This window comes from Vibrio sp. UCD-FRSSP16_30 (assembly GCF_001676025.1).
In the GTDB taxonomy this organism is placed as follows: Bacteria; Pseudomonadota; Gammaproteobacteria; order Enterobacterales; family Vibrionaceae; genus Vibrio.
In genome coordinates this window covers 41,827-68,593 of the sequence record NZ_LZFW01000068.1, presented here as the reverse complement: position 1 = coordinate 68,593, position 26,767 = coordinate 41,827, and the positions used below count along the sequence as shown (strand labels likewise).

Here is a 26,767-nt window from a genome sequence, read left to right as displayed (position 1 = left end):
TTACAAATCTAGTTAATTACATAGCTAGGACCAGCAATATCAGCAGTAATAATACGTAGTTTTGATACATCAGCGCCGACATCTTGCGCAGACTCAAAACCATTTACATTCGATATTTTTGGCAGAACAGTTGAATAACCTGATACTGTCCCAACTTCTGTTACTTCACCAACGTAAACTTCATCAGCGTAAGTGGCGTCTTCTAATGGGAAATCAGCAGTGCCAAGAACGGCTATGAATTCAGGGTTAGCTGAGTTATCAATTAAGTTTTTCTTGAAATGGACATCAACAGCGCCAAAAATATTTTCCACTTCACTATTATCAAACAAACTTACGCGGTGCGTCTGGTTGCCATAAACAATACCCCACTGTGTATCAACAAGCGTGTTATTTTCAATCGTAATGTTCTTTGGCGTCCATTGCTTGTTAAGCTCTTTGCCCTTAACTGATTGATCCAGCTTCTCACCATTTGCAACATCGATGATGCCGGTATTTATTACGATAGCACCACGTAAATCAGCATTACCTTCAATTAATCCATCACGACCACGCGTGTTTGCAATATAGTTATTACGGATTACATGATCTTCATCATAAATACGCATACCACCCGTTAGGAGTTTTTCGTTACCTAGGATCACGTTATTTTCAACAACATTGGCTTTGCCGTGACGAAGGGAAATGAGAGATGCACTTTCAAAGATAGTATTTCCGCCAATAATATTGCCACTCGATTTAATCGAAATAAGCTCACGCTCTCCATCCATTCCAATCATTAAGTTTTCAATAAACTGGCTATTTGAAGGCCACTGTGAAGCCTTTGAATCGCCAATGCGGATTGCTTCCCAGCTGTTGCCGTTGTAACGAATAGCTTCTTTTATATCAAATTCATTGTATTGATTGGGCTTTTGGTCAATAAAGATATTGTGTTTGATAATATGATTATCAGGCGTTTCGTTTTTTTGAACACCAATCAAAGTGCCACGTTTTTGCTTACCTTCGAAACGATTATTGATTACTTGGCCGTCTTTACCCCACAATGACACCCATAAATATTTAGGGTATTCAGATCGGCGCTCATCAGATTCATAAGCATAATCATCGTTGAAGTAATAGAACGTTGAGTTCTTCAGTGTATTGTTATCACCCATCATACGGATGCCACCAAAACGCTCGTTTGGTCCACCTTCAGTGAAAACCAGACCATCAATAGTGATGTTATCGCCTTTTAATTCAAACTGGACAAGCCCTGTCACCCAAGCGGTACCTGCGTCTTTCGCTTTGATAGTAATATCATTGGCTTCAATCGTTAATTGACCTAAATTACGATATTTTCCCGCTTCAACCTCAATAACATCGCCATTTTTTGCATTTATGATTTGTAGGCGAAGGGCATCAACTTGTGCCTGATCTACTTCATTAATAGATTCACGTTCAATAACTTGCAGGCGATCACTGTCTAATAACATGCTGCGGTTAACGTCCGTCAGTGTCATTGATTCCATTTGAAAATCGTTAGAAAGCTCTGGTGTATCGTCAGAAAGGCTACATCCAGATAATGCTAACGTAGCGGCTAAAGCAATGGCTGTTTTCTTCATTTGTCTCTTCTATTTGTGGGAATTACAAGGAAAAAAAATGCGGGCACATTGCCCGCACAAGTTAGATAGAACGCTTAATTACTCTGCGGTTTGTTCACGAAGTTCTTCAACTGTGTCATCTACGGCTTTAACAAGTAGTAGACCAACACCAAGAACAATCGCGCCACACAAAACAAAGATGAAGCGGCCCCATAATGGGTTAGGTAGTGCAAACATCAGCATGACACCAACACCCGCTACTGCGATAAGTGAGCCAAGCATACGACGCTGTTTGTTATCTAAGATTTTTTGTTCGTTAGATTCTGCAACTAATGGCGTGTCTAAGTTCTCAAAGAACTTATCAACATCAGCTTGACGCTCTGCGCTTAATGGCTTGTAGAACAATGTTGTTAGACAGAAGAAACCAGCAGTAAAGACTAAGTGACCAATTAGACCAATAGCAACTTTAAGATCTGACCACTCACGACCTGTTAGAGGCTCTAAGTTAAACCAGTTAGCAACCATATCGGCTGTGATAACAAAGCCTACGTAGTAAGAAACAACCGCACCCACTACAAGCGTGCCCCAACCAGCCCAATCCGGCGTTTTCTTAATAAAGAAGCCACAGAATGCAGGGATTGTCATAGGGAATCCAATCAACGCACCCACATACATCATCGTATCAAATAGGCTTAGGCCTTTTAGTGAGTTGATGAATAGAGCAACTAGGATGATGGCGATACCAAAGAAAGTAGAAGTCAGTTTAGAAACAACAACCAGCTCTTTTTCAGTCGCATTTGGACGACAAATTGGCTCGTAGAAATTCTTAACAAAGATACCTGAGTTACGGTTAAGACCTGAATCCATAGAAGACATAGTCGCCGCAAACATAGCTGCAATAAGAAGACCAACCATACCGGCTGGCATGAAGGTTTCTACAAAGTAAAGATAAGCAAAGTCACCCGCTTTAGAACCTGCTTCTGGGTAGATAGCCGCAAGATCAACACCTTGACCTGCAATAAACCAAGAAGGCATAAACCAAATTGCCGGACCCATTGTCATTAATACACAAGCCAGCAGAGCTGCCTTTTTTGCGTTATTAGAATCTTTTGCTGCTAGGTAACGGTATGAGTTAAGCATGTTGTTCGTAATAGAGAACTGCTTAACGAAAATGAAGAACGCCCAGATGCCAAAGATGCTTAAGTAATTTAGGTTGTTACCAGAAACGAAAGAACCACCATCGTCGGTTGGGAAGCTTGCGATGATTTCGCCAACACCGCCACCTTCAATGATTGCAACAACCGCACAAGTGACAGTTACAGCCATAATGATGACCATCTGCATGAAGTCAGATGCAATTACCGCCCAAGAGCCGCCAGTTACAGACATGACTAATACAACAAGACCTGTTAGGACAATCGTTGTTGTCATGTCAAAACCAAAGATACCTGATGCAATGATCGCCAGGCCATTAAGCCAAATACCAGCAGAAATTACGCTGTTTGGCATACCAGACCAAGTAAATACTTGCTCATTAAAACTACCAAAACGCATACGAATAGCTTGAATTACCGTCACAACACGAAGTTGACGGAACTTCGGAGCGAAGTATAAGTAATTCATTAGGTAACCAAATGCGTTAGCCAGGAAGATAACCGCAACCGCAAAACCATCTGCGTATGCCTTACCTGCTGCACCGGTAAATGTCCAAGCACTAAACTGTGTCATAAATGCGGTCGCACCTACCATCCACCACAGCATGCTACCGCCGCCACGGAAATAATCACTTGTCGTACTTGTAAACGTTCTGAACATCCATCCTATTGCAATTAAGAATAGGAAATAGACACCAACAATAACTGTATTGAGATCCATCGTTTAAACCTTTGTGGGATTGATTATGTTATTAACTGACAAAAATTTTAACGAGAAGCCCTTTTAACTTGTACTACAATAAGCTTTATCTGTGACCGGCACCTCGTGATCTTATGCGACATAAATCATACAAGTGATCTAGGTCTAAGATTCGTGAGCAAACTGAAAATAAATGAGGGATTGTGAGAAATAACTTATTACAAGTGTATACAGAGACTTACGAGCAATGATTTGAATGAAATTTAGTATCATGAATGAATCGCTATCACGCAACACTTTTGTAACACCATCCTGTAGTATTACTTAATAAGTGAATAACTATCCCGTAATTTATTTTTTATGAATAATATATTGAAAGATGGAGAGACTATCTTAAATCGGCAATGTTTTGGCTAATATTGATAATCTATAATGAAATGAGTGATAACAGGAGCTACATCGCAATCTACTGGAAAGATTCAATTGATTACTCATTTAATAATGTGATTAATTCCGAAATATTGAACCTGTAATTTCAATAAATATCGCAGACGAACAATCGCTATCAGTATATTAAATACAAAAAAATGCGAGCATCTCTGCTCGCATTTCATTATAAAGTGCTATCTAGTTAATGTGATAACTTAAGCTTCACTCTCTTCAAGAGCGTCCACTGAACTATCAACTGCTTTAACAAGAAGTAGACCAACACCACCAACAATCGCGCCACACAATACGAAGACTAGGCGTCCCCACATTGGGTTAGTTAGCATTGCCATAAACATGATGAACACACCTGCAACTGCAATCAGTTTACCAAGCATTTGACGCTGTTTGTTATCAAGTTTTTGCTGTGCTACAGACTCTGCTACAAGTGGAGTATCTAAGTTACCGAAGAACTTATCAACGTCTGCTTGACGCTCTTTAGTAAGCGGTTTGTAGAACAATACAGATAGGATGAAGAAGCCACCAGTAAAGACAATGTGACCCATAAGACCAATTGCAACTTTAACGTCAGACCATTCACGTTTAGTTAGTTCTTCAAGACCAAATGCGTGAGATACCATGTCAGCGTTGATAACGAAACCAACGATGTAAGAAACGATACCACCAACAATTAGCGTACCCCAACCAGCCCAATCCGGAGTTTTCTTAATAAAGAAACCAAGGAATGCAGGGATAGTCATTGGGAAGCCGATTAGAGCACCAACATACATCATTGTATCGAACAAGCTCAAACCTTTAAGAGAGTTAATGAACTGTGCAATAAGAATGATTAAGATGCCGAATACAGTAGAAGTAATCTTAGATACTGTTACTAGCTCTTTCTCTGAAGCTTTACCTTTACGAACAATTGTTTCGTAGAAGTTCTTAACAAAGATACCTGAGTTACGGTTAAGACCTGAGTCCATAGAAGACATTGTTGCAGCAAACATCGCAGCAACTAGTAAACCAACCATACCTGCTGGCATGTATTCTTGTACGAAGTATAGGTAAGCAAAGTCACCCGCTTTAGAACCTGCATCAGGGTAAGCAGCAGAAAGATCAACACCTTGACCTGCAATGTACCAAGAAGGCATGAACCAGATGAATACGCCGCCTAGCATAAGAACACAAGCAAGTAGTGCTGCTTTCTTAGCATTCTTAGAATCTTTAGCCGCAAGGTAGCGGTAAGAGTTAAGCATGTTGTTCGTAATAGAGAACTGCTTAACAAAGATGAAGAATGCCCAGATGCTGAAGATGCTTAGGTAGTTAAGGTTGTTACCCGCTACGAAAGAACCCGTATCGCCCACAGGGAAGTTATTGATGATTTCACCAACACCGCCACCTTGAACAACCGCGACAACAGCACAAGTAATTGTTACTGCCATGATGATAACCATCTGCATGAAGTCAGATGCGATTACCGCCCATGAACCACCTGTTACAGACATCCCCAGTACAACTAAACCTGTAATCCAGATTGTCATTGTCATGTCGAAGCCGAAGATACCTGAAGCGATGATTGCTAGTGCGTTTAGCCACACACCTGCAGATACAACACTGTTAGGCATTGAAGACCAAGTAAATACTTGTTCGTTCGTAGCACCAAAACGCATGCGAATTGCTTCAATTACCGTTACAACACGTAGTTGGCGGAATTTAGGAGCAAAGTACGCAAAGTTCATGAAGTAACCGAACGCGTTCGCTAAGAAGATGATCGCTACTGCGAAACCATCGTTATATGCTTTACCAGCTGCACCGGTAAATGTCCAAGCAGAGAACTGAGTCATAAACGCAGTTGCACCTACCATCCACCAGAGCATGTTACCGCCCCCACGGAAGTAGTCACTTGTAGTACTTGTAAATGTTCTGAACATCCAACCTATCGCTATTAGAAATAGGAAGTAAATGCCAACAATAATCGTATTGAGATCCATCGCTTTACCTTAACTGTAAATAGTTATTTCAAATCCAGTACAGTTTAATCCTTCAATTAAATATTTTGTATTACAATACTTCATAAATGTGACGAGTGACTCAAGACTTTTTTGAATGATAAATCATACAAATATGCATCACAAAAATAGAAAAATAGTGATGAAAAATATAAAGATACAATAAAGTAGGCGACGAATAACGAAAAGATATGCAACAAGGTTAAGACGTGGCTTGGTATATTATCTTCAAATTACTATCTGAAATAAAAAACCGTTACAAGTGTCACATAAGCTAACAAATAATAGCGGATAAATGCTTTATTTTTCCATTATTAAGATCATCAAATATGTACCACTTCCTTGAGTTTATAGTGATGTCAAATCCGTTAAACCGCTATATTTAAACATATTAAAGAATAGTAATACTTTTGACAGCCGAAAAAAAACCCATAGACAAGTGCAAGCCTATGGGTAAATCGGTGGTGTACCGAGCCTAAACACTAGAAGGGTATGTTTAGGCTATTAATAGTAGTTATGGAGCTTAACTAAGCAGAACGGGTGATGTTCGACCTACTCTACTTAGTTGTTCTTTCAAAGTTGCCGTCTTACAACCGCAATCTTATAAAGATTCACAGTAAACAATGCATTTACATGCTGTTACTGCGGGTTAAATTATATTGTATTACAAATAACAAAAGCAAGTCATATTCACATTGGAAGCGAAAAAAACATACAAATGATATCAGCTTGCTATACGGGGTTTGAGAGCTGCGTAAAGAAACGCCCTACTCCTCTGAGCATAATTCAGAGCATTTCATACCTAGTCGGTATGAAATGGGCCTACAACCGCATAGAAATAGCCAGGGCAATGCATTTACAATTAATGATGGAACATTTGGGTATAAAAAAGCCGGCTATTTAGCCGGCTTTGTTGTTAGATAATCAAGTTAGATTAGAACAAGTCTGATTTAAGGTTGTCGAAGTAAACCTTGTTTGTAGCACCAGAATCATTGCCAGTATACATTGTGAGTCTAGTTGGAATATTAGCTGAATCTAGACCAAGAATAGATTGATCAATGTTATCTGCGATCACTTCACCATTTAATTTAACCGTAAAGATACCCGCTGCCGTCCATGACATAGTGAACGTATACCACTTATCTTCTTCAATCTGAGCAATTTCTACATCACCATCAGCACTGTTTTCATACTCGATTTTTGTACCGGTTTGTCTAAGCTCAAAGTAGCGATCACTGTTGTTTTTACCAACACCAACATTTATATAAGTTGTTTGCTCATTAGCCGAAGGGAAATAAGCATCGATAGATACAGAACCACTTGCCGATTCAGAAGCAAATTCACGACCAACAAATGGCTTACTATCTGTATTGCTATCTTCTAAATACAGAGATTGGCTTCCACCATTTGATTGAGCAGTACTTACTTCCGCTGTTGTTGTACCGAACTCATCATCTTTCATGTTATTAGTAATCCAACTGTCAGAAGCATTACTAATTATTGTGCCAGCAGTATAGCTTTCGAAATCATCAACTAATGCGCCTTCACCAGTATCACCACCAGTATCACCTTCGTCACCACCAGTGTCACCTTCGTCATCAGCATCGCCTTCATCACCACCAGCAGCACTACCCACTTCAATAACTACAGCTTCATTTGAATTAGAGTTGTAGAAATCGTTGTCTTGTAAAGCTTGTCCAACAGGATGAGATTCAAAATCATCACTAAATAGAGTTTCATCCCCAGCATCAGAAACACTATAGATGTTTAAGTTGTCACCTAGCAGTTCATACTGAGTAGTATTGCCGTTGTCACCAAGTCTCAATGCAACAACTGCTACAGCAGCGCCGTCTCTAACTGCGTCAGCAGGAGCATATTCTGTGCCATTAACAGAGAAAGTGAAGACACCATCATCCCAGTTAGCTTCAACAGCTAATTCTTCACCTAGTTCGAATGTACCATTCGTATCAGTTAAATCACCAGATGCATTACGATATTTAATTACACCAACACCACTGTCTTTATATTCAAAAGCAATTTCGCCATGAAGGTTAGTTGTGCTAGTACCTGCAGCAGTATAAAAACTAACATATGCGTTATTACCAGTATCATCAGCAACTTGCTCGGTATCTTCATCAAGCTGATATACTAGATCGACAGTCAGTTTACCTTTAGCAATTGCATCCCCATCTACTTCGATGTCGTTACCAGAATCAGAGAATTTTATGCGCAATTCACCAGTATCTTCTTTAACAGCATTAGTATCTTGGATTTGAACTAGACGGTTAACACCTGAAGCATCGTTTGCAGCTTTAACTGCTGCTGCGATATCTGCATTATCAATTTGGTCTGTACCAGTCAGGTCACCATCATTGGTTCCAGAAATAGTTAGTACACCATCTGCAGAAATAGCAAATGAACCTGATTCTTCAGTTGATGTACCGTCAGCAGCATAGTAATGGAACTTTATGCTACCATCAGTGCCTTCGGTATAAGCTTTTTCTTCGATAACATAAGTACCAAAGCTATTATCATCGTTATAGTATTTTTGATTTGTACCATCAAAAACATAGACGTTTGGTAGATCTGTAGATTGTGTTGCAGAAGTAGAAGATGCTGCTGCCAACTCCCAATATGCACCAGATAAAGACGAACTAGGGATATCGCCACCACCTGAAGAATCATCAGAAGACGTTACGTCGAAATCACAACCGAACAGAAGTCCGGTAGATAGTGCTACTGCTATTGCTGACTTTGAAATTTTCATATTTTCTCTCTTATTATTTCACTAAGTTACTGAGTGGGTGAGCGGTGAATGCAGGCTCACCCATCAGATATTATTTTTATGTTTTTTTAGAATTTATAGTTTAGACCAACACGAGTTCTCAACTGACGATCGCCAGATGTTGAACCGTGGTCAACAGTCCAGAACTGAACGTATGGACGAAGGTTGTCAAATTTGTAACCAATTTGAACACCTAGATCCCATTCCCAGTCTTCGCTGTTTGCTAGGATTTCGTTATCGTAGCTCTTCACATAGTTAGCTTCGTAGCTAAGCTGAAGGTTCTTTAGACTTGGTTGTGCAAATTTGTATGAACCTGTCAGAGTTAGCTTACCTTTCTGGTGAGTTTTACCCGCCATATCGTAAGTTTCACCGTTTGTACTCTTCAACGTAGAAGAAGAAGAATCGGTATGCTCTCTAAATTCATGACGGTAACGAAGTGCCGTTGTTAGACCAAAGTCAGCTTTATAACCTACGCGGAACTGAGGCTTATACGTTGTTCTTTCGTCGCCAAATGTAATTGGCATACCTGGTTGTACATACCACTTTTTGTTAATTGCGTAGCGGATGCCCCAATCAAATTCAGAATCACCGCGCTCCATTTGATACCAAAATGGTTGTGTTCCGTCATCTTTAGCATTACTTTGGAATTTTTGCTCAACACTAAAATACAATTTAGTTTTATCAGCGATACCAACAGATGAACCAATTTTGATACGGTGTGCAAAATCTTCATCTTTATGCTTGTACTCAGCACGGTAATCAATAGCACCTGCGCTTACTGAACCAGCAAAAACTGTAGCTACAACTGCTAGTGCGATTTTACTTTTATTCATTGTGTTTTACCTTTTTTTCCATACGGGTATTTGAATTAATGTATGACAATAAGTTTAGGGGAAGCCCTCGTAACAAACTGTGACCCGTGTAAAGAAAAGTTCCCGGAGCATGATAAGCATATTTAAACTGAGGGATTGATCGCATAACAATCCAACATTCACATCAAAAACTTGCCTGATATATTTTTTTTTGCTTTAATTTTTCGCCTTTTTGTTTTTTGATGTCTATTAGCATGGTTTTTGTTTGTATTATTTATGGCGTGAATAGTTCAGGTGCGGCATTTTTATGATGGTGCTCACATTTAACGTTAAACGAGCATAAAAGAAGATATTGAGGAATGGATAAAAAGGTTGAACATTTAGTATTTAAGACATAGAACCGACATGGCTATAGAAAATCAAATCACCATTGTCGCACTCAAAGCAGCATACTCATCCAGTGTAATACTTGTAGTTTTTGCTTATATATGTTCTAAACCATATAGAGCAGTAATAAGCATAATCAATAAATAGCCCTACCCTATTGAGACAAATTACAACTGTGTTGCACAACAACTTATGGGTAACTTATCGACTTCAGTAATGCCATTGGTTAAACACAGCGATTTAGCTTATTAGTTTAAGAGTAACCACACAGAACAATTCTAGCTCCTAGCTCCTAGCTCCTAGCTCCTAGCTCCTAGCATGAGTAGTAGGTTGAGCGGAATTAGATAGACAATAAGTTCGTGAAGATAGTAACTATCTGACTAAACGTTGATGATGAATAAATATTGCTATATATGATTAAGGAAAAACAGACAAGCACAATTAACCTGTATGTCATAGTTGTAGCTTTTATCAAAAAATAATCAACAAAATATCATATTGTGAGGATGTCAATCATCTTACCTAGCAGCGCGCCTCCAATCACAACCTTTTTGATAAAATACGAGATACACAAATTAGATAAAAAAAGACCGGCAAAATGCCGGTCTTTTAAAAGAGTCAATGAGCGATCTATAATCTAGAATAAATCACTATTTAGGTTATCAAAGTACGTTATAGTGCCGGTTGAACTGTTGTCACCACCGTACATAGCAAATGCACTTGGTGCTCCTGCAGAAGCATTTTCTGCCACCAATCCTTTATATTCTGTGCCATCAACAGTAACTGTCACATCAGTACCTTTCCAAGAAATAGCAACATTCACCCATGTATCTCTAGTGTATTTCTGAAGAACCGTTTGCGTAGAACCATCTGCTTCTCTAAATTTCACTGAATCTCCGCCAATCACAACTTCAGCAAAACGTTTGCCTGAAGAAGCACCCGCGTCAGTACCTAGGTAAAGATAAGAAGATTTTTTATTGTAACCATCTTTAGATACATAGAATGAAGCTGAAACCGAACCAGTATCTGCTGCACCATTGGCAAATTCTCGACCTACAACAGGTTTAGTTGCAGTACTACCATCCTTAATCTGTAAAGCTTTACCATTTGCATTTGCTGGGTCAGCAGCAATCAGCGCTGTCGCATCAGCATCGCCTTTAACTTTATAAGTAGAGTCAACAGCAGCGCCAATAGAATAACCTTCAAAATCTTCAGTTACAGCGCCAGTGGCTACACCATTACCTGCGTCAGTACCACCTTCACCAATAACAACAGCTTCATTTGAATTACTATTGTAAGGGTTACCCGAAAGATCTTGACCTACTGCACGACCTTCAAAATCATCAGCAAATACTTTTTCATCACCTGTCGCAGCAACGTTGTACACTTTGAAGTTATCAACTAACAGTTTATAAGGAGTAGTGTGACTATTATCACCCATTTTAAGAGCAATCACTTGAACTGGGGCAGTCTCAGCTGAACAAGGGAAAGGACCAAATGATTTACCATCAACTTTGAATGAATATTCTCCATCACCCCAAGTCATCTCGACGGCTACTTTGTCACCTGCTTTAAATGAAGTGTCCGGAGTAGTAGATAGATCTGGTTTACCTTGATTAGTACGGTGGAAAATATCACCATCGTTATTCAAGGCAATTTCACCCACTAGGTTTGAGTTACTAGTACCACTACCGAAAAGAGTGATGTATGCATTATTACCATTCCCATCATCAATTTGAGTTGGGTCTTCATTAACGTAAGTCAAATCAACGGTCAACTTACCTTTTGCAATAGAAGGTACAACAGCTTGAGTTGAACCATCCGCAAGTTTTAAACGAAGTTCACCAGTATCAGATGTTGATGTATCAGTAATTTGCACTAATTTATTAGCAGCAGAACCACCCGGTCCAGGAACTACAACACTACCTGAGTTACCGTTACCAGCAGCCGGAGCATTGCTTTGTGGGCCAACATCAAAATCACAACCAAATAACAGTACACTTGATACCGCAACTGCGACAACTGATTTAGAAATTTTCATAATATCTCTCTTATATTCTGTTAGCTATATATTGAAGGCGCAGAGTTTCACCCCTTCAATAAATATAATTCGTATTAACGTTAGAACTTGTATTTCAAACCAACGCGAGTTCTTAACTGACGAGTATCGGTTTTAGTACCAGTCTTACCCTTCACGTCCCAAAGTTCGACGTATGGTTGGAAGTTTGAAACTTGATAGCCAATGATCACACCAGCATCCCAACCCCAATTTTTATTATTTTCAACACGGATATTGTCGTAATTGTGGTTATAGTTAGCTTCATAGCTTAACTTCAAGTTTTTCAAACTTTTTACAGGCAACTTATATGAACCAGTTAAAGTGATTTTACCTTGTTGTATTGTTTTTCCTGCACGCTCTATTGATTGACCATCAACATCGCTTGTAGTGCCAGCATCACTTGTATAAGTTTGGAATTCATGACGGTAACGAATTGCAGTAGTCAAACCAAAGTCAGCTTTATAACCAACACGGAATTGAGGTTTATAAGTGGTTTTTTCTGTTGAGAACGTAATTGGCATACCTGGTTGTAAATACCAATTTTTAGTTAGTGCGTAACGAACACCCCAATCAAACTCTGAGTCACCACGTTCTACTTCGTTCCAGTAATCTGATTTGTCATTACTATTCCATTTTTGTTCAACACTAAAATAGACCTTAGTATGGTCAGCAGCATTTACTGAAGACCCGAGCTTGATGCGATGTTGGTATTCATCTGAGTTGTGTTTGTATTCTGCGCGATAATCAATTTGGCCTGCACATGCAGAGCCAGCAAAAATAGTAGCTACAACAGCTAGAGCAATTTTAGATTTAGTCATGAAGAATTTACCTTTATATCCATTTGAATATTGAACCTAATGTATGACAAATAGATTAAGGTAACATTTGGTTACAAACTGTGACGAAGGCAGGATTTTGAGCTTAGATTGAACTATCACTGGAATTTGGGAATATCGCTAATGACACTGTTTAAATTGGTTTAAGAAATAAGCCGCTACAGCTTACAATCATAAAAACAGTAAAAATACAGAGGAATAACCTGCAAAATAGAGGAATTCCAGATGATTAACCCACAAAAGAAACCAGTCTCATAATGGCTATTTATACATAAATCTGACAATATCAAGTTTTTCTAGCAGTGCAACATTTGTTTCCAATAAAATAAATCACGGTATAACTCTTAGATTCGATATGAATCCAGCATCATAAATACTACTATTTCCTAAATAAACCTACTTTCTAAACCATCTAAAAGTATGACTATAAGAAATGTGAGTTATCTAGTGCCTAGTGCATTCAATGGAGTATCCTGTCGTTAACATAGTCATTAAAACACCAACTATATTAAAATCACTAGCCAGTTATTATCAGAAATCTGAGCTGAGCATTAATATGAAACAATAAGACCATGCACTATCGCCTCTTATTCTAATTATTTCCAATAACGACAGTTAAAAGTCACTAATAATATATTTCTTGTTTGGATCACTATCTATTCCAAATTAATGTCATTGCGATGTATTGCATATTGCACTTTAATATTTCACCAATACATCTATGAGACTCCATACAAATATGTGAGAATAAATAATAATTAAGAATAAACTGGCATTAACTCAATGAATATGAAACATAGTAAGTATGGTTTTATTATTATACTTTTAGCACTATCTGGTTGTAATAGTGGAACCAGTTCTACTCCTAGCAATGATATTAAAAATGTCATTGAAAACACGAGTACAATAGATAAAAGCACTGCAAATGAACTCAACAATTATGTTGAGTCAGTCAAAAATACTAATACAGACAGTGATAGCGATTGGAATATCAACCAATGGAAGTTAACCCTTCCGATCAGTAAAACCTATTTTAGAGACAATTTTGACCATTCAATTTCAGGTGGTTCATCTGCTGCCGAATTGGTTCCCGGTGGTTGCCGTGGTAGTAACGCTTCTTTATCCGAAAAAACATCTTATGTAGATTACTTTTATATAGGTAATGATGGTCACACCCATTTTAAAGTAAATTTAAGCGATCCTTCACTGGCAACGACTGAAAATACTAGTTACGTTCGCTCTGAACTAAGAGAGCTTTATCATTATAAAACCCAAAGTGGCTGTAATACTGACAAGCAAAACTGGCATATTCAGGACAACAACGCACACCGCCTTGAAAGCACCCTCACTATTAAACAAGCCCCAAATGTTTCCCAACCTAAAGTCGTGATTGGTCAAGTTCACGGTCAGCATATCAAGCAAGCTTTAGTTAAATTGTTATGGGAAGGTAACTCACGTCCAATACGAGCAATCATCAACGATAATTTTGTTGAAGGTAACAATAAATGTTCTAATTCCCATTGCCACCCATTCAGTATCGATCTTGGTAAAGCTAAAGTAGGCGAGGAGTTTTCCTACATGATAAATGTCGATCAACAAGGTATCGTCATTAAAGCAGCTAATGTTGAGAAACGCATTCTATGGGGACAAACCATCAAATCTGATGGTAACAGCTATACCCTTTCGAAAAATTGGACAAACCCATCAAATAGCTTCTACTTCAAAGCAGGGATCTACCCGCAATTAAAACCCGGCAGTACAAACGGCGTATTTGACGTAAGTTTCAGCAAAATCGCAATTGAACACGAGTAAGCAAAGCTTGCTTACAACAACGTTCAATTAATAGTATCGGCAAGCGGCTTAATTCAGTCGCTTGCTGTTAAACCTCCCTTTTATACTCTCACTCCACTCCCCTAGTAACTGCTCATTATTACGATTTTGACCCCAGTTACAGCATAGCTTTGTAGTATCACATGTTTACAAGATATCGCCACAGTTCCAGCCTGAACGGCAACTTGTGAGCACAGTCACTAAATTATTTTTTAAACATTATACAAAACAATGAAAATACCTAAATTCCATTCGAGTTACACCACATAACCCATGCTTTAGCTATTTTTATGCATGCAAATGCTTAATGTGATTAATCTCATATAAATCATACGGTTAGTTTCAATAGTTAGTTCAGCGACAACTAAAAACAGCTAAAACACCAATGTTCAGTGAGCCTGGTCACATGCAGATATGCAATCTAATCCTTATTATATTTGTCATACATTAACACCAACAATGACTCACAGGGTTATCAAATGAAATCTTCAAACAAAGTTATTCTTGCTCTACTGACAACAGTTGCCGCAACTTCAGTAAATGCAGCATCAATCAATGTCCGTCACGAATATAAGAGCCACACGGAGCAGCACTCTAGCCGTATCAAAATGGGCGATAGCATCGGAAACTTCTACTTTAGTGGGGAACTGAAGTTTAAAGGTGAAGATGGCGAATTTATGCAAGATCTTAAGAACAATGGCTGGGAGCTCGATTTAGGTTACCGTCATAAAATTGATGGCACTAACTGGACTATTCAACCCGGTATGCCAATTGAGGGCCGTAGTAGTGGCATGACATATAAGCCTCAATTACGTGCAACTTACGCTCTTGATAGTGTTAAGGGTCTTAAGTTAAGCGCTCGTTATCGTTACGATATTAAAACGTACAGTGATGGCGATGACACACAATACCGTCACCGTATTACAGGTAATATTAATTACTCAATAGAACAGTGGAAGTTTGGCTTTGAAGCTAACTACTACAATGCAGATGGTTACGACATCTATGATCACTCAGAAGAAAACTACGAATTAAACCTAACCGCGGGTCGCAAATTTGGTGACTGGTATCCGTATGTTGAATTTGGTGATGCGAGCACAAGTTCAAAAAGTGCAACGCGCGAACTTCGTAGCCGTGTAGGTCTAACTTACAGCTTCTAAGTCTTGCGTTTAAAACGCTTATAGCTTCTAAACCTTTTGAATATAATTTTAGCTATAAAAAATGCCAGTTTCACTTTATGAAACTGGCATTTATTCGTTTAAACTCACTGACTTTTCAGTGCTGTATCAAGCTAGTTTCCTAGTTTATACAAATAGCCAAACTTAATATCTTGATCAGGTTCTAAACGCTTTATCTGCGCCATCAACAATTCAGCAGTTGATAATGCATCGCAAAGTGCGTTATGTCCGTTGTATTCAGGAAGTTTATAACGCGCTCGAGTACCAGATAAAGTCAGATCAACGTCTTCAACATCATTGCGCGCCTTAGCCATTTTCTTCTCAATACATAAAGTATCTAACCATATAAAAGGAAGATCCCACACATGGTAATGAGTTTTAAGGTACTGATTAATAAAGTTTGTCTCAACCACACAACCATGAGCAACAATCACCTTGCCCAATGCAGCATCATAAAAAGCTTTCATTGCATCATGAATAGAGACACCTTCATTGAGCATCTCTGGCGTAATGTGATTGATGATCGCCGTTTCGGGCTTAACCTGTGATTCTTGGTTGATGTAATAATGACAAGCACCGGCAAGATCGATCTTTCTTTTTGAAAGAACCACCCACCCTATCGATAGGATTATGTCATTTAAACTGTCTAATCCAGTGGTTTCCAAATCCAAGATAATGTAATCCAATTCACTGGATAAAGTGCTTACCTCTGGTGACGGGCTTTCTAGTAATCGACGAAACAACTGAGACGTTGCCGTATTGTCTACTAGCGTCTTACGCATCCGTTTTGTGCGCTCTAAAGGATGAAAGAATTTCAACATAGATTATCGTGTCCCAAATCTAACCTTAGCCGCTTCTTGTAAATCAGCGATGATCCTAAATGCATCTTTCAAATGGCCTCGTTCAAAACTACCAAAGCTATTTGGATCGATGTTGTTATCTGGCTCTTCACCATTTTTTAGTGCGGTAAGCTGATGGTTAAACCTAAATGAAAGGATGAACTCATACGCACCTAAGATATTTTTGTAGGAATCTTCAGACAAAAATCCGTTTTCATAAGCCGCCTGAAAACGTTTATCCGTTGCAGAGTGATCACTCTCCACCGCTAAACCATAAATACGCGCTAAATCGATAATTAACGTAATCGCGTACTTCTTCACATTCAATGTCTTTTTGTTTTCGCCTGATTTTTCAAGCACTAAACTGTTAAAGATCCCAAGCGGTGGACTGGTGTTCACTGCATCGTTAGTCAACATCAACAAAAATTCACGGCTCTCTCGAATGTTTTTGTACATTTCATCTTTCAGTATCTTCTCATAATGGTTATTACCATAAATGGAACGAATTTCTAAGAAGACACTGATGTTTAATAGACGTTCATACTCAGGGTTTGCTACCCATTTCTTATAATAATGTTTCCATGTGCTAACAGGCTGGCACCATTTAGGGTTCATTGCCATATAATTACCCGAACATAGCGGGTAATCACAACTGGATAATCCATTACAAACCAAACTTGAAAGATGTTTGAAGTAGATTTTGTCATTCTCTGTGACATCATCAGCAAGCACAATCGCACTATCTTGGTCCGAAAGCATATGGACTTCGTTTCGAGCATGAGAGCCTGCAACAATCCAGGCAAACTCACACGGTGGTGGTCCCAGTTTATCAATAGAGATTTGAATGATTCGGCGAGTGTAAGCATCAAAAATCATCGTCATTACTTGACCAATGACTTCAGGCCCAACTTTACCCTCAACTAAAGCTTCAAAAATAGCTTGTCGTTCTGGGGTAAAACTTGCCAATGTTGAGACGCTAGTGGCGTATTTGATTTTTTCAATCAAGAAAATTGCTTGCACACGGTGATTTTGTACAAGGTGCGAAGTTGTTAATAAACCCAGAACCTTATTGTTTTCAACAATCGGTAAGTTTCTGATATTAAACTGCATCATTATCGAGGCGGCATGTAATACCAAATCATCGGGTTTAATGGTTAATGGAGAATAGGTCATTACCGTCGAAATAGGCTGATCGATAGAAGCACCTAAAGCAATCACACGCTTGGTCATATCTCTATCTGTGATCAAACCAACGATTTCATTTTTATCATAAATAACCGCACATGAAGTACGCTTAACAATGCGCATTTCGTGGGCAACTTCTTGAATAGTTTGGTCAGCTTGTACTACGGCAACGCGTCCGCTTGCAACCTCTTGAACTCTTTTAATAAAGAGCCCTTTTTCTTTATCTGACCAAACCACATCCAATGCAGACTTTAAACGAACTTGAGCTTGAGAAGCAAAATGCTCAGCACTTTCTGGAGACGATTTGAAGAGTTGCTGCAATGCAGAATGAGAAATCAAATACAGTAATGTATGTTCAATGGCGACCGCTTTATAACCTTTGTCACTATCAATTGTAGAGTCTAAAAAGGTGAAGCCAAATAGATCTTCCGCACCCAATCGAGCCCTAAGCACACCATCTGCTTTACGTTGCTCCATTGAGCCAGTTCGAACAATATAAAGATATTTTTCTTCACCTTCAGAGCAAAGATCAACATCTTCTCCCTTGCTCAAATAAGTAATTTGCACCTGAGAAGCCAATTCACGAAGCGCTGGCTTAGGGATCTTGTCAAACGGGTCAATTTGACTCAGAAATTGAATAATATTCGGTAGTAGAGATTCTGTCATATTAGGTCTCTTGAACGTTGCAGAAGGTGGCCTATCGACCATTTAGTATTATTATATAGCTAAATTTCTCATTAGTAAGAGAAATGTAACTAATGTAACCTCAAATTTTTTAAAAAATTTTTTAAATTAATACAAAAAAAGCATACCTAAGTATGCTTTTCTAAATATAGAGCAATATCTTGTCTCGTTTAAATCACTAAACGATGGTTGCCTTCTTGCAGATGCTCAGCAGATGCTTGTCGTGCCTTATCGCTATTGCCTGCCATAATTGCATCATAAATTTCACGGTGTTCATTTATGCAAGTATTGCCTTCTTCTGAAGAATGCACAATAAAGTTAACAAACATAGTCGTAAGAATATTGCCAAATGGTAGATAGAAATCATTCCCAGTTGAATTAAAAATTAAACTATGGAATCGCATATCTACATCCGTCCAACGCTCAATGTTTAACTCCTCTTCAGAGGCAACCTCTACCATCTCTTGAAAAGTTTCAGAGAGTTCAATACGTTGCTCAGCCGTCGCAAACTGTGCAGCCAACGCACAAGCCTCAGGTTCGATAGCTCGTCTTAAACCTAAGAATTGAAAACAAAACTGATCGATATCAGCTAAACCGTCCATCCATTCGATTAGTTGAGGGTCAAGGAAGTTCCAATATGCACGGTTAACAACCTTAGTACCAACTTTAGGACGAGACTCTAACAGTCCTTTAGAGGTAAGTAATTTTACTGCTTCACGAAGTGCAGTACGACTAATACCGAACTGTTCACAAAGCGTCATTTCCCCAGGTAAAATAGACCCCTGTGGTAAAGCTCCAGATAGAATGCCTCGTGCTATTTCACGAGCAACCTGTACATGCAAACTCCGTTTAGAGCCTGCAATTGAATTAAATGATCCAGCCATAATTTTAGTTTACTTATATAATGTATTATCTATGCATGAATATATCAGTTCGATTCAATTACGTCATTAATATGAAGCTCAAACGTGATATACCCCATTAAATGTAGGTTTAAAAAACGTAACATAAGCTTTCAACCCCGCCACAACAACAAAACACCGCATTTACATACAGCTTAGTTAGAGATTCAGAATATGTCAGTTTTCGTGACTAAAGTCTGAATTTTAACTTGCAATTTGTCATTTTCGCTTATTTTTGTTGAAGTTGTAAAATCTTATTGTATTATTTTAGTAACAAAAGATTCCCCAGTACAACGCTGAGTATTCGTTATTCAATTATTAATCATTACAGAATGTATTAAATTGAAAATAACAATGTTCATATACAATATGGCACTCTAATTAAAATAAAGAATATGCCGGTAAATATCTGTATTTAACGAGTTTTAAACACTTAATTTATTATGTTGTTTTTACCCATACGTTAGTCGTCTGCTAGGGATATCTAAAGGTTCAGTTGGAACCTTGTTGTCACAGTAAAAAAACTGATGACCTTTTAAGGCAGCAATAGCTGACTTTATATATTACTCAGGTGGTAGAAATGTCGTTTTTCACGTTAGTAGAAAATTCAGACCGTCGAATTCATGTCCAAGTTGCTAGGCAAATTGCTCGTAAGATTTTGTCTGGTGAACTTAAAGAAAATCAAAAAATCCCATGCGAAACTGAGTTGTGTGAAGCATTTGGGGTCAGTCGTACAGCGCTCAGAGAATCAACAAAATTACTTTCTGCTAAAGGACTTATTCAATCCAAACCAAAAGTCGGCACTCGAATTTGTTCTCGTAAAGAATGGCACTTTTTAGACCCTCAATTTCTGGACTGGATTCAAGATTTAGAAGATATTAAACCGTTTTTATCTCAGTTTTTAGGTCTTCGTAAAGCGATTGAACCTGCTGCTTGTGCACTCGCTGCCACCAACGCAACGGTTGAACAACGTAAAGATCTTTCTAAGTATTTCCAGCGCATGACTGTTGCAGCCAACGAATTTGATTACGAAAATTGGAGTATCAATGATCTCCTGTTTCACCGTACTATTTTCTTAGCTACTGGCAATCAGTTTTACCTGCCGTTCAGTAATATTCTTTCTACTATGTTTAAAGAATACATTGATTATTCTGCAATTGGCGGTCGTTTTTGCCTAGCAGAACATAAAGCAATTTATGATGGCATCATGTCAGGCAATGCTGAAAACGCGCGCATAGCCTCATTAAATCTGCTTAATGACGACAATCAAAAGCTAGCTAAAGTATCCTAAAATAAAATTAAAATAGCGTTTCATTTATTGATTATCTGCCCACTCAGTGGCATTATTCTGATGGTAAATTTATCCGGGCTGACTGCTGCCCGATAAATTTTATTCATCATGAATCAACAAAGGTAATCTCGTGGCTGACCAATCCTACATAAAAAAGAATATTTCTATCGCCTGGCCACTGGCGTTAAACGCACTGTTAATGCAATCGATGCTAATGATCGATACTTTCCAGGTCTCCCCTCTTGGTGAAGTATCTTTAGCCGCCATGGGCATCGCAAGTACCATTGTTGCTTTTATTATTGGCATTCAAATGGCCTTAGCCAACGGGACGCAACTGGTTCTCAGTCGCGCGGTAGGTTCAGGTGTTAAAGCCTCTTTAGCCAAAGGCTTTTGGGCCGGTATGAGTATCAACTTTAGCGTAGCAGTGATTTTTCTTGTTTTATTACAAGTGTTTAATCATCAGCTCATTAATGCCCTTACTAGCGACCCTTCTCTTTATGCTGAAGTAAACCACTACTTATCTGTTTCTCAATACTTAGTATTGTTCAATGCCATTACCCAAGTCATTATTTCTTTATTTAACAGCTTAGGTCGAACAAAAACACCATTTAAAGGCTATCTGATTGAGATGCCTATCAATGCGATTGTTTCGTATTTTCTCATTTATGGCTTTGCTGGATTTGAAGGGATGGGATTAAAAGGGGCCGCTACCGGTACTTTGATCGCCATCGTCATCAGAATGATCTATTTACTGCTGTGTATTCATTATTCTGATGATATTGAACTGCCTTTTAAAAAACACCTTAACGGTTTAGCACTAAGCATTAAAAACCACTTCATTGAAGTATTTCCTATTGCAGCCAACATGACCATTTTGTCCATTGGTGCAACCGTCTATCAACTGCTTTATTCGCAGCTGAATATGAATGCTTATGTAGCTATCACGCTGATCATGCCTTGGATACGCTCAGGCACACAATTCATCACTGCGTGGGCCCTTTCATCCGCTATTTCCATAAGCCAAGCCATTGGTTCAAACAAAATGGATACCTTGGTTGAAGACGTCAATACCAGCATTAAAATCGCGGTAGGCATTTCAGTGATCTGCTCCATTTTCTTTGTCGGATTAAGCTTTGTTATTGCCCACGTTTATCCAAACCTAGATTCTGAAACCTATGTCGCTCTTGCCACTATTGCACCGCTGTACATCTTCTTGCCCATTGTACGTGGATACAACACGGTTCACGGTCATGTATTACGAGCGTTAGGCAAAACATCGGCTGTATTTAAAATCAATTTTACAGGCCAATGGCTGATTTCCATTCCACTGTGTGCCTTGATTATTATGAGCCTTGGTGGTTCTGTCTTTTGGGCCTTTGCGATACAGCCAATAGAGGAAATCGTTAAAGCAATTCCATTTAGACATTTAGCCAGAAAATCACTCAGAGAATTTAATGCCGAAAAAGCAAAGAAATTGATGTACGACTAATATCAAACTTTGGCTTAAGGTTTAGCTTATCCTTTAAACTTACCCATGCTTTATTTACAGTAATTGCAAGATTGATATGCAACAAAATATATTAAGCAGTAATGTAAACTCATTAAAAAAACATAAAAAAACGGATGTTAGGTAAACCTAACATCCGTTTTTTGTGGTTAAAGCATCAGAATTGAATCAACTGTTCTCGCCTAATACCTTACTACTCAGATTAGATTTGAGCAAAAGAACCAGTCCAAGTGAACTCACCTACTGTGTGCTCGCCTTTTTGTGCTTCTTCATCAAGGTTAGAGATACCGAAATGGTATGTATTACCTGATGTTGTTTTAATGCAAACTACTGTGCCTACTTCGTTGTTTTCGGCAACGGTTACAGATTCAACTAGACCACGAGCATTCACAGATTGCTCAAACTCTTCGTTAAAGTAACCGTGAGTTTCTAGTACCGATGCAAATACGTGATTCTTGCCAGATTGGCGCATGATCATCGCAGGTTCGCTACGTAGGTTAAAGTCATGGTCGTTCGCGCCAAGGCGAGCAAAGATAACTTCACTATCAGCAGTTGCACTGGTTACTAACGAGTAGTAGCTGTTATTTGCCAACCAGCTGACTAGAGAGCTGCCTTCAACTTTACCTGAACCTAAGTTCCATAGGTGTTGGTAACCGTCAGACTCGCCAACAGGTTTCAGTGTTGCTTGCGTTTGGTATTCAAAATCAGTACGGATGATTTGGCCTGTGTAATGCACTGGCAAGTCGTACTGGTGCTCAGCTTCTGACTGAATACGGTAAACATCAATCACTAGTGGTTTTTCGAATTCTTCGATGTCAGCAAGTAGAATACTACGTTGCATATCAACACCTTCGTAGTAACCAGAGATACGGCCACTCATGCCTTGAAGCTTAGCATTATCAGTGTTGAAGAATTGCTTCTCACCAAACTTAGACTCAGCAAGCGCTGTGTTGAAGTTGTTCTGCGTTTTCTGATCAACGGTGACTGTGTTATGAGCAACAGTTTGTTTACAGTAAGATTTGTTTTCTGGGATGTAACGACCGCCAAATTTAGGCTCAACGTTTACCCAGCGACCGTAACCGTAGTCATGTAGCACTTCTAGACCGCGGTTAAATACGCTTAGGTGAAGACCGTCATAATGACCGTGATCCAAGGCAGAGTGATACTGATGATCAGAACCGTGCTGACCAAACCAGATTAGCGCCATAGTGTCATCATCTTGCGCGTCACGGTGACGAAGGATGCCTAAGCCGCCTTTTTCGCCTTTAGGGCCATCTGTGATGTACAAGCTACCCCAGTTAAATGGTTTGATTTCATCGGCTGCTTCTACAGCGTTAGACAGAGTCAGACCTGAACTGTGTACCCAAACGTTTTGCTGATGGTTTGCCATCGCAAGCAATGTTTCTGCTTGTTCGTAACGTTGGAAACAAACACTTGTTGCCATTACAACGCCTTCATCATTGATAGAAATCGTTTTTGATGAATCATTACAAGCTGGTAGAGAACCGTCTGGGAACGCTGTTTTAAATACCGCGTAAGAGGTTGTCTTAATCACTGAATCGTTGAACTCGTAAATGCCGATTTCTGGTTGGCGACGCTCAATGGCTTCTGCGAACAAGTAAATTGGACGTAGTGAGAAACGGTGGTAGTAAGGACCTTCCATGTAATAGCCATCTGGCGAGAACAATTGGTCAAGCTGAGCTAGGAAACCGCCGCTCACTTTGTCCAGTTTAAGGCCAAACATGGCTTTATCTACTGATTCTTGATCGTTGATCGCGTAACCACAGATACCAACAGCTGCTACAGCCCACAAACCATGGTTATGAACGATGTCAAAGTCATGACCGTAAGTCACAACAAACAAGTCGATCATTAGTTTAAACAGATCGTTTTCAATTAATGTTTTTTGCTCATCAGAAAGCGTGTGGAAAACACAAGAATAAGCACAAGACGCGTACAGCATCCACATGTTCTCATTTAGCGTTTGGTGGAAGATTTTACCCGGAGGGTTAGTATCTTTACTGACGTTGCTTTCCAGTGTTGGGTACACTTTTGCGTAAGCAGTTAGCATCTCAACAATATAGTCACGGTACTTTTCTTCTTCAGTGATCAAGAACAAACGACCCGCAATATCCATGTGGATATAGTTTTGCTTATGACGGTTGTGCTCGTAGCCACCACCTTCGCCGTGACCTGGTACTTCGATACCTACTTCTGTGATGTAAGCATCAGCTTGCTTAATATCGCGAGTTAGTGCTTTACCTAGTAGGCTATCCTTGCCCAGTTCTTTACGAAGTTCAGCTGCTTCTTCGAAATTAAGCAGCAATGGTTGGTAGCTCATTAAATCATCTCCTGAGATTGAGTTTGTACTTTCACTGAATAGTATCCTGTCCAAGCAAAAGTATGTTCATTTATTGTCATTTCATTCATCGTGCTAGCAGTGACGTCACTTCGATTAGAGACTAACAGAGTCACTGTAGACTGTTCGGTTGTAATTTCGACCGCAGAACCAATGTCATTGTGTCCTATTACTCGAATATTCGACACTTTGCCACGAGCATTTACAGATTGTTCAAATTCTTCATTAAAGTAACCATGAGTTTCAAGCACAGAAGCAAATAAGGTTGATTCACCTTTGCTGCGTAGCATGAACGCAGGCTCACTACGTAAGTTGAAGCTTGGATCATTTGCGCCAGAGCGAGTGAAAATAATCTCACCGTTATTGTTAGAGCTTGTGCCTAACCAAGTATTATAACTGTTGTCTTGCAACCAGCTAACCAACGCCGTTTCATTTTGCTTGCCAGCGGCCACTTTCCATAGGTGCTGATAACCGTTGTCATCACCAACTGTTTGTAATTCTTTATACGATTCATACTCAAAGTTAGTACGAATGATCTGACCGCTATATTGATGAGAGTAATCATATTGATGCTCGCCCTCACCTTCTAAACGATAAAGATCGATTAATAGAGGCGCTTCTAGCTCATCAAGATTAAGCAAGAAAACACTGCGCTGCATAGCAAAACCATCATAATGGTCATTAGCAAATGCGCTCATGCCCTTGATGTTTTCATCATTAACTTGGAAGAAATGTGGCAATCCATGCACAGAGTCTGCACGCTCTACATTAAAGTAGTTTTGACAAGTCTCATCCACTGTCACGCTATTATGAGCAATGGTTTGACGGGCATAAGATGGGTTTTCTGGTAAGTAACGACCGCCAAATTTTGGCTCAACGTTTACCCAACGAGCAAAACCATACTCACGCAATACTTCATGACCACGATTAAATAATGTGATGCCTAAAGTATCGAAGTGACCATGACCCATTCCGTGCATGCCATAGTTCATCACCAATTGCGAAACATCGCCACTCTTGTCTTGCATACGTACAAAACCTTGCGCGCCTTGATTGCCATCAGGACCTTCGCTTAGTTCCATACTTGGCCAATAAGGAAGACCAATTTCACGCTCTAAAGAAGCTTGTTCGTAGGCCTCTGAAACTTTAAGACCACAAGGGTGCATCCATACGCCACCTTGAATCTTCGCCATTCCAAGAATGTTGTCATCTAACGCGTAATGTGCGCCATAGATACTTACGGCAACTTGTACGCCAGCATCGGCAATGCTCATGCTTTGAGAAGCGTCATTCATTGCAGGGAACACGCCATTTGGATAAGCCGTAGCCAATAGTGCTTGAACAGTATTACCTACCACGCCATTTTTATAATTGTAAATATCCACTTCTGGCATATGGCGATGAATGATTTCAGCCAACAATACTAGCGGACGAATGGTGAAGCGTGAGTAGTATGGACCCTCAAGATAATAGCCAGAAGGCGCAAACAAATTAGATACCTGATCTAGGAAACCGCTTGATTCTTCACGGTTTTTACCGTAAACCGCCATTTCCAGATATTCTGGTTTACCAATCGCTACTGCACATGCACCCACAGCTGCAACAGCCCAAACACCATGATTATGAATATGGTCAAAACGATGCGAGTATTTTTCAGTACTCATTTCAATCATCGGAACAAACACACGCTCTATAACACGTTGACGTTGCTCTTCTGTCATCACCGATGCAACGCAAGAATACGCAATACTGGTAAAGAGTAGCCAGCCATGTTCATTAAGGATCTGGTGGAATAGACGACCTGTCGGGTTAGTGTTTTTCTGAACTTGATAACCAAGCTCTAAATATTTGTCTGCATACCACTCAAGCAGTTCGATAACAAAGTCTGCGTATTTCTGTTCTTGAGTAATAAGGAAAAGACGACCCGCAATATTCATATAGGTGTAGTTGTCTTTATGACGGTTATGCTCGTAGCTTCCGCCATCACCGTGCCCTGGTACATCCAGTGGCAAGCTCATAAATGCTTCTAATACTTCAACATTTTTAGCGATTGCCTTTCCCATAAGGGTGTTACGGCCAACTTCCTTACGAAGTTGCATAATTTCTTCAGTGGTCAATAATATCGGTTGTGTCGTCATTTGCCTTGATGCCTCAGATAGCGAGAATAATAAAAATCCCGATAAAGTAATACAATACTAACTATAATCCTATGCGACGGTCAAAAAAGAATGAAAGCAGTCACAC

At 39.3% G+C, this 26,767-nt stretch carries 16 protein-coding genes; 4 read left to right on the top strand and 12 right to left on the bottom strand.

Translation table 11 applies throughout. The annotated features are described in order from the left end of the window. Positions 1-8 precede the first annotated feature (8 nt). From A9260_RS14545 to A9260_RS14515, 7 genes are all read right to left on the bottom strand, one after another. A complete protein-coding gene (locus A9260_RS14545; RefSeq protein WP_068700178.1) occupies positions 9-1,598 on the bottom strand; it encodes a polysaccharide lyase 6 family protein in 1,590 nt (529 codons plus the stop codon). 78 nt (positions 1,599-1,676) lie between these two features. Beyond that, positions 1,677-3,452, bottom strand: coding sequence for a sodium:solute symporter family transporter (locus A9260_RS14540; protein ID WP_068700176.1), 1,776 nt, complete (start codon positions 3,450-3,452; stop codon positions 1,677-1,679). A gap of 623 nt (positions 3,453-4,075) precedes the next feature. After that, entirely contained in the window at positions 4,076-5,851 is a 1,776-nt protein-coding gene (locus tag A9260_RS14535; RefSeq protein ID WP_068700174.1) for a sodium:solute symporter family transporter, read from the bottom strand. Positions 5,852-6,803: 952 nt separating this feature from the next. Then, positions 6,804-8,636 (bottom strand): hypothetical protein, encoded by a 1,833-nt coding sequence (locus A9260_RS14530; protein ID WP_068700172.1) that lies wholly within the window; start codon positions 8,634-8,636, stop codon positions 6,804-6,806. Positions 8,637-8,722: 86 nt separating this feature from the next. Beyond that, entirely contained in the window at positions 8,723-9,487 is a 765-nt protein-coding gene (locus tag A9260_RS14525; RefSeq protein ID WP_068700170.1) for an oligogalacturonate-specific porin KdgM family protein, read from the bottom strand. Between the two features lie 1,003 nt (positions 9,488-10,490). Next, complete coding sequence (locus A9260_RS14520; RefSeq protein ID WP_068700168.1) at positions 10,491-11,894, bottom strand: hypothetical protein; 1,404 nt, start codon at positions 11,892-11,894, stop codon at positions 10,491-10,493. Positions 11,895-11,974: 80 nt separating this feature from the next. Beyond that, positions 11,975-12,730 (bottom strand): oligogalacturonate-specific porin KdgM family protein, encoded by a 756-nt coding sequence (locus tag A9260_RS14515; protein ID WP_068700166.1) that lies wholly within the window; start codon positions 12,728-12,730, stop codon positions 11,975-11,977. An 801-nt stretch (positions 12,731-13,531) separates the two neighbouring features. Between A9260_RS14515 and A9260_RS14510 the strand changes: the two genes are divergently transcribed. Both A9260_RS14510 and A9260_RS14505 read left to right on the top strand, forming a co-directional pair. Then, positions 13,532-14,560 carry a polysaccharide lyase family 7 protein gene (locus A9260_RS14510; RefSeq protein ID WP_082957137.1) on the top strand — a complete coding sequence of 343 codons (1,029 nt, stop codon included), beginning with the start codon at positions 13,532-13,534 and terminating at the stop codon, positions 14,558-14,560. A gap of 497 nt (positions 14,561-15,057) precedes the next feature. After that, complete coding sequence (locus A9260_RS14505; protein WP_068700164.1) at positions 15,058-15,738, top strand: oligogalacturonate-specific porin KdgM family protein; 681 nt, start codon at positions 15,058-15,060, stop codon at positions 15,736-15,738. 131 nt (positions 15,739-15,869) lie between these two features. On the opposite strand, the gene A9260_RS14500 is transcribed toward A9260_RS14505, so the two are convergent. The 3 genes from A9260_RS14500 to A9260_RS14490 form a co-directional block, all read right to left on the bottom strand. After that, positions 15,870-16,577: a 3'-5' exonuclease gene (locus tag A9260_RS14500; protein ID WP_068700161.1), complete on the bottom strand. Its 708-nt coding sequence runs from the start codon at positions 16,575-16,577 to the stop codon at positions 15,870-15,872. Positions 16,578-16,580: 3 nt separating this feature from the next. Further along, entirely contained in the window at positions 16,581-18,446 is a 1,866-nt protein-coding gene (locus tag A9260_RS14495; RefSeq protein ID WP_068700159.1) for a DUF294 nucleotidyltransferase-like domain-containing protein, read from the bottom strand. A gap of 188 nt (positions 18,447-18,634) precedes the next feature. Further along, on the bottom strand, positions 18,635-19,348 hold the full coding sequence (locus A9260_RS14490; protein WP_068700157.1) for a FadR/GntR family transcriptional regulator: 714 nt from the start codon (positions 19,346-19,348) through the stop codon (positions 18,635-18,637). A 598-nt stretch (positions 19,349-19,946) separates the two neighbouring features. Here A9260_RS14490 and A9260_RS14485 point away from each other — a divergent pair. Then, a complete protein-coding gene (locus A9260_RS14485) occupies positions 19,947-20,657 on the top strand; it encodes a FadR/GntR family transcriptional regulator (protein ID WP_068700155.1) in 711 nt (236 codons plus the stop codon). A gap of 130 nt (positions 20,658-20,787) precedes the next feature. Further along, entirely contained in the window at positions 20,788-22,146 is a 1,359-nt protein-coding gene (locus tag A9260_RS14480; protein WP_082957136.1) for an MATE family efflux transporter, read from the top strand. A 220-nt stretch (positions 22,147-22,366) separates the two neighbouring features. Here the strand turns inward: A9260_RS14480 and A9260_RS14475 are convergent, their stop codons facing one another. Next, on the bottom strand, positions 22,367-24,505 hold the full coding sequence (locus A9260_RS14475; protein WP_068700152.1) for a heparinase II/III domain-containing protein: 2,139 nt from the start codon (positions 24,503-24,505) through the stop codon (positions 22,367-22,369). Next, on the bottom strand, positions 24,505-26,661 hold the full coding sequence (locus A9260_RS14470; protein ID WP_068700150.1) for a heparinase II/III domain-containing protein: 2,157 nt from the start codon (positions 26,659-26,661) through the stop codon (positions 24,505-24,507). Before A9260_RS14470 ends, A9260_RS14475 begins: the two co-directional genes overlap by 1 nt. Positions 26,662-26,767 lie beyond the last annotated feature (106 nt).

Coding starts and splice junctions, on each gene's coding strand:
- A9260_RS14545 (WP_068700178.1), bottom strand. CDS start 1,598: ATGAAGAAAACAGCCATTGCTTTAGCCGCTACGTTAGCATTATCTGGA.
- A9260_RS14540 (WP_068700176.1), bottom strand. CDS start 3,452: ATGGATCTCAATACAGTTATTGTTGGTGTCTATTTCCTATTCTTAATT.
- A9260_RS14535 (WP_068700174.1), bottom strand. CDS start 5,851: ATGGATCTCAATACGATTATTGTTGGCATTTACTTCCTATTTCTAATA.
- A9260_RS14530 (WP_068700172.1), bottom strand. CDS start 8,636: ATGAAAATTTCAAAGTCAGCAATAGCAGTAGCACTATCTACCGGACTT.
- A9260_RS14525 (WP_068700170.1), bottom strand. CDS start 9,487: ATGAATAAAAGTAAAATCGCACTAGCAGTTGTAGCTACAGTTTTTGCT.
- A9260_RS14520 (WP_068700168.1), bottom strand. CDS start 11,894: ATGAAAATTTCTAAATCAGTTGTCGCAGTTGCGGTATCAAGTGTACTG.
- A9260_RS14515 (WP_068700166.1), bottom strand. CDS start 12,730: ATGACTAAATCTAAAATTGCTCTAGCTGTTGTAGCTACTATTTTTGCT.
- A9260_RS14510 (WP_082957137.1), top strand. CDS start 13,532: ATGAATATGAAACATAGTAAGTATGGTTTTATTATTATACTTTTAGCA.
- A9260_RS14505 (WP_068700164.1), top strand. CDS start 15,058: ATGAAATCTTCAAACAAAGTTATTCTTGCTCTACTGACAACAGTTGCC.
- A9260_RS14500 (WP_068700161.1), bottom strand. CDS start 16,577: ATGTTGAAATTCTTTCATCCTTTAGAGCGCACAAAACGGATGCGTAAG.
- A9260_RS14495 (WP_068700159.1), bottom strand. CDS start 18,446: ATGACAGAATCTCTACTACCGAATATTATTCAATTTCTGAGTCAAATT.
- A9260_RS14490 (WP_068700157.1), bottom strand. CDS start 19,348: ATGGCTGGATCATTTAATTCAATTGCAGGCTCTAAACGGAGTTTGCAT.
- A9260_RS14485 (WP_068700155.1), top strand. CDS start 19,947: ATGTCGTTTTTCACGTTAGTAGAAAATTCAGACCGTCGAATTCATGTC.
- A9260_RS14475 (WP_068700152.1), bottom strand. CDS start 24,505: ATGAGCTACCAACCATTGCTGCTTAATTTCGAAGAAGCAGCTGAACTT.
- A9260_RS14470 (WP_068700150.1), bottom strand. CDS start 26,661: ATGACGACACAACCGATATTATTGACCACTGAAGAAATTATGCAACTT.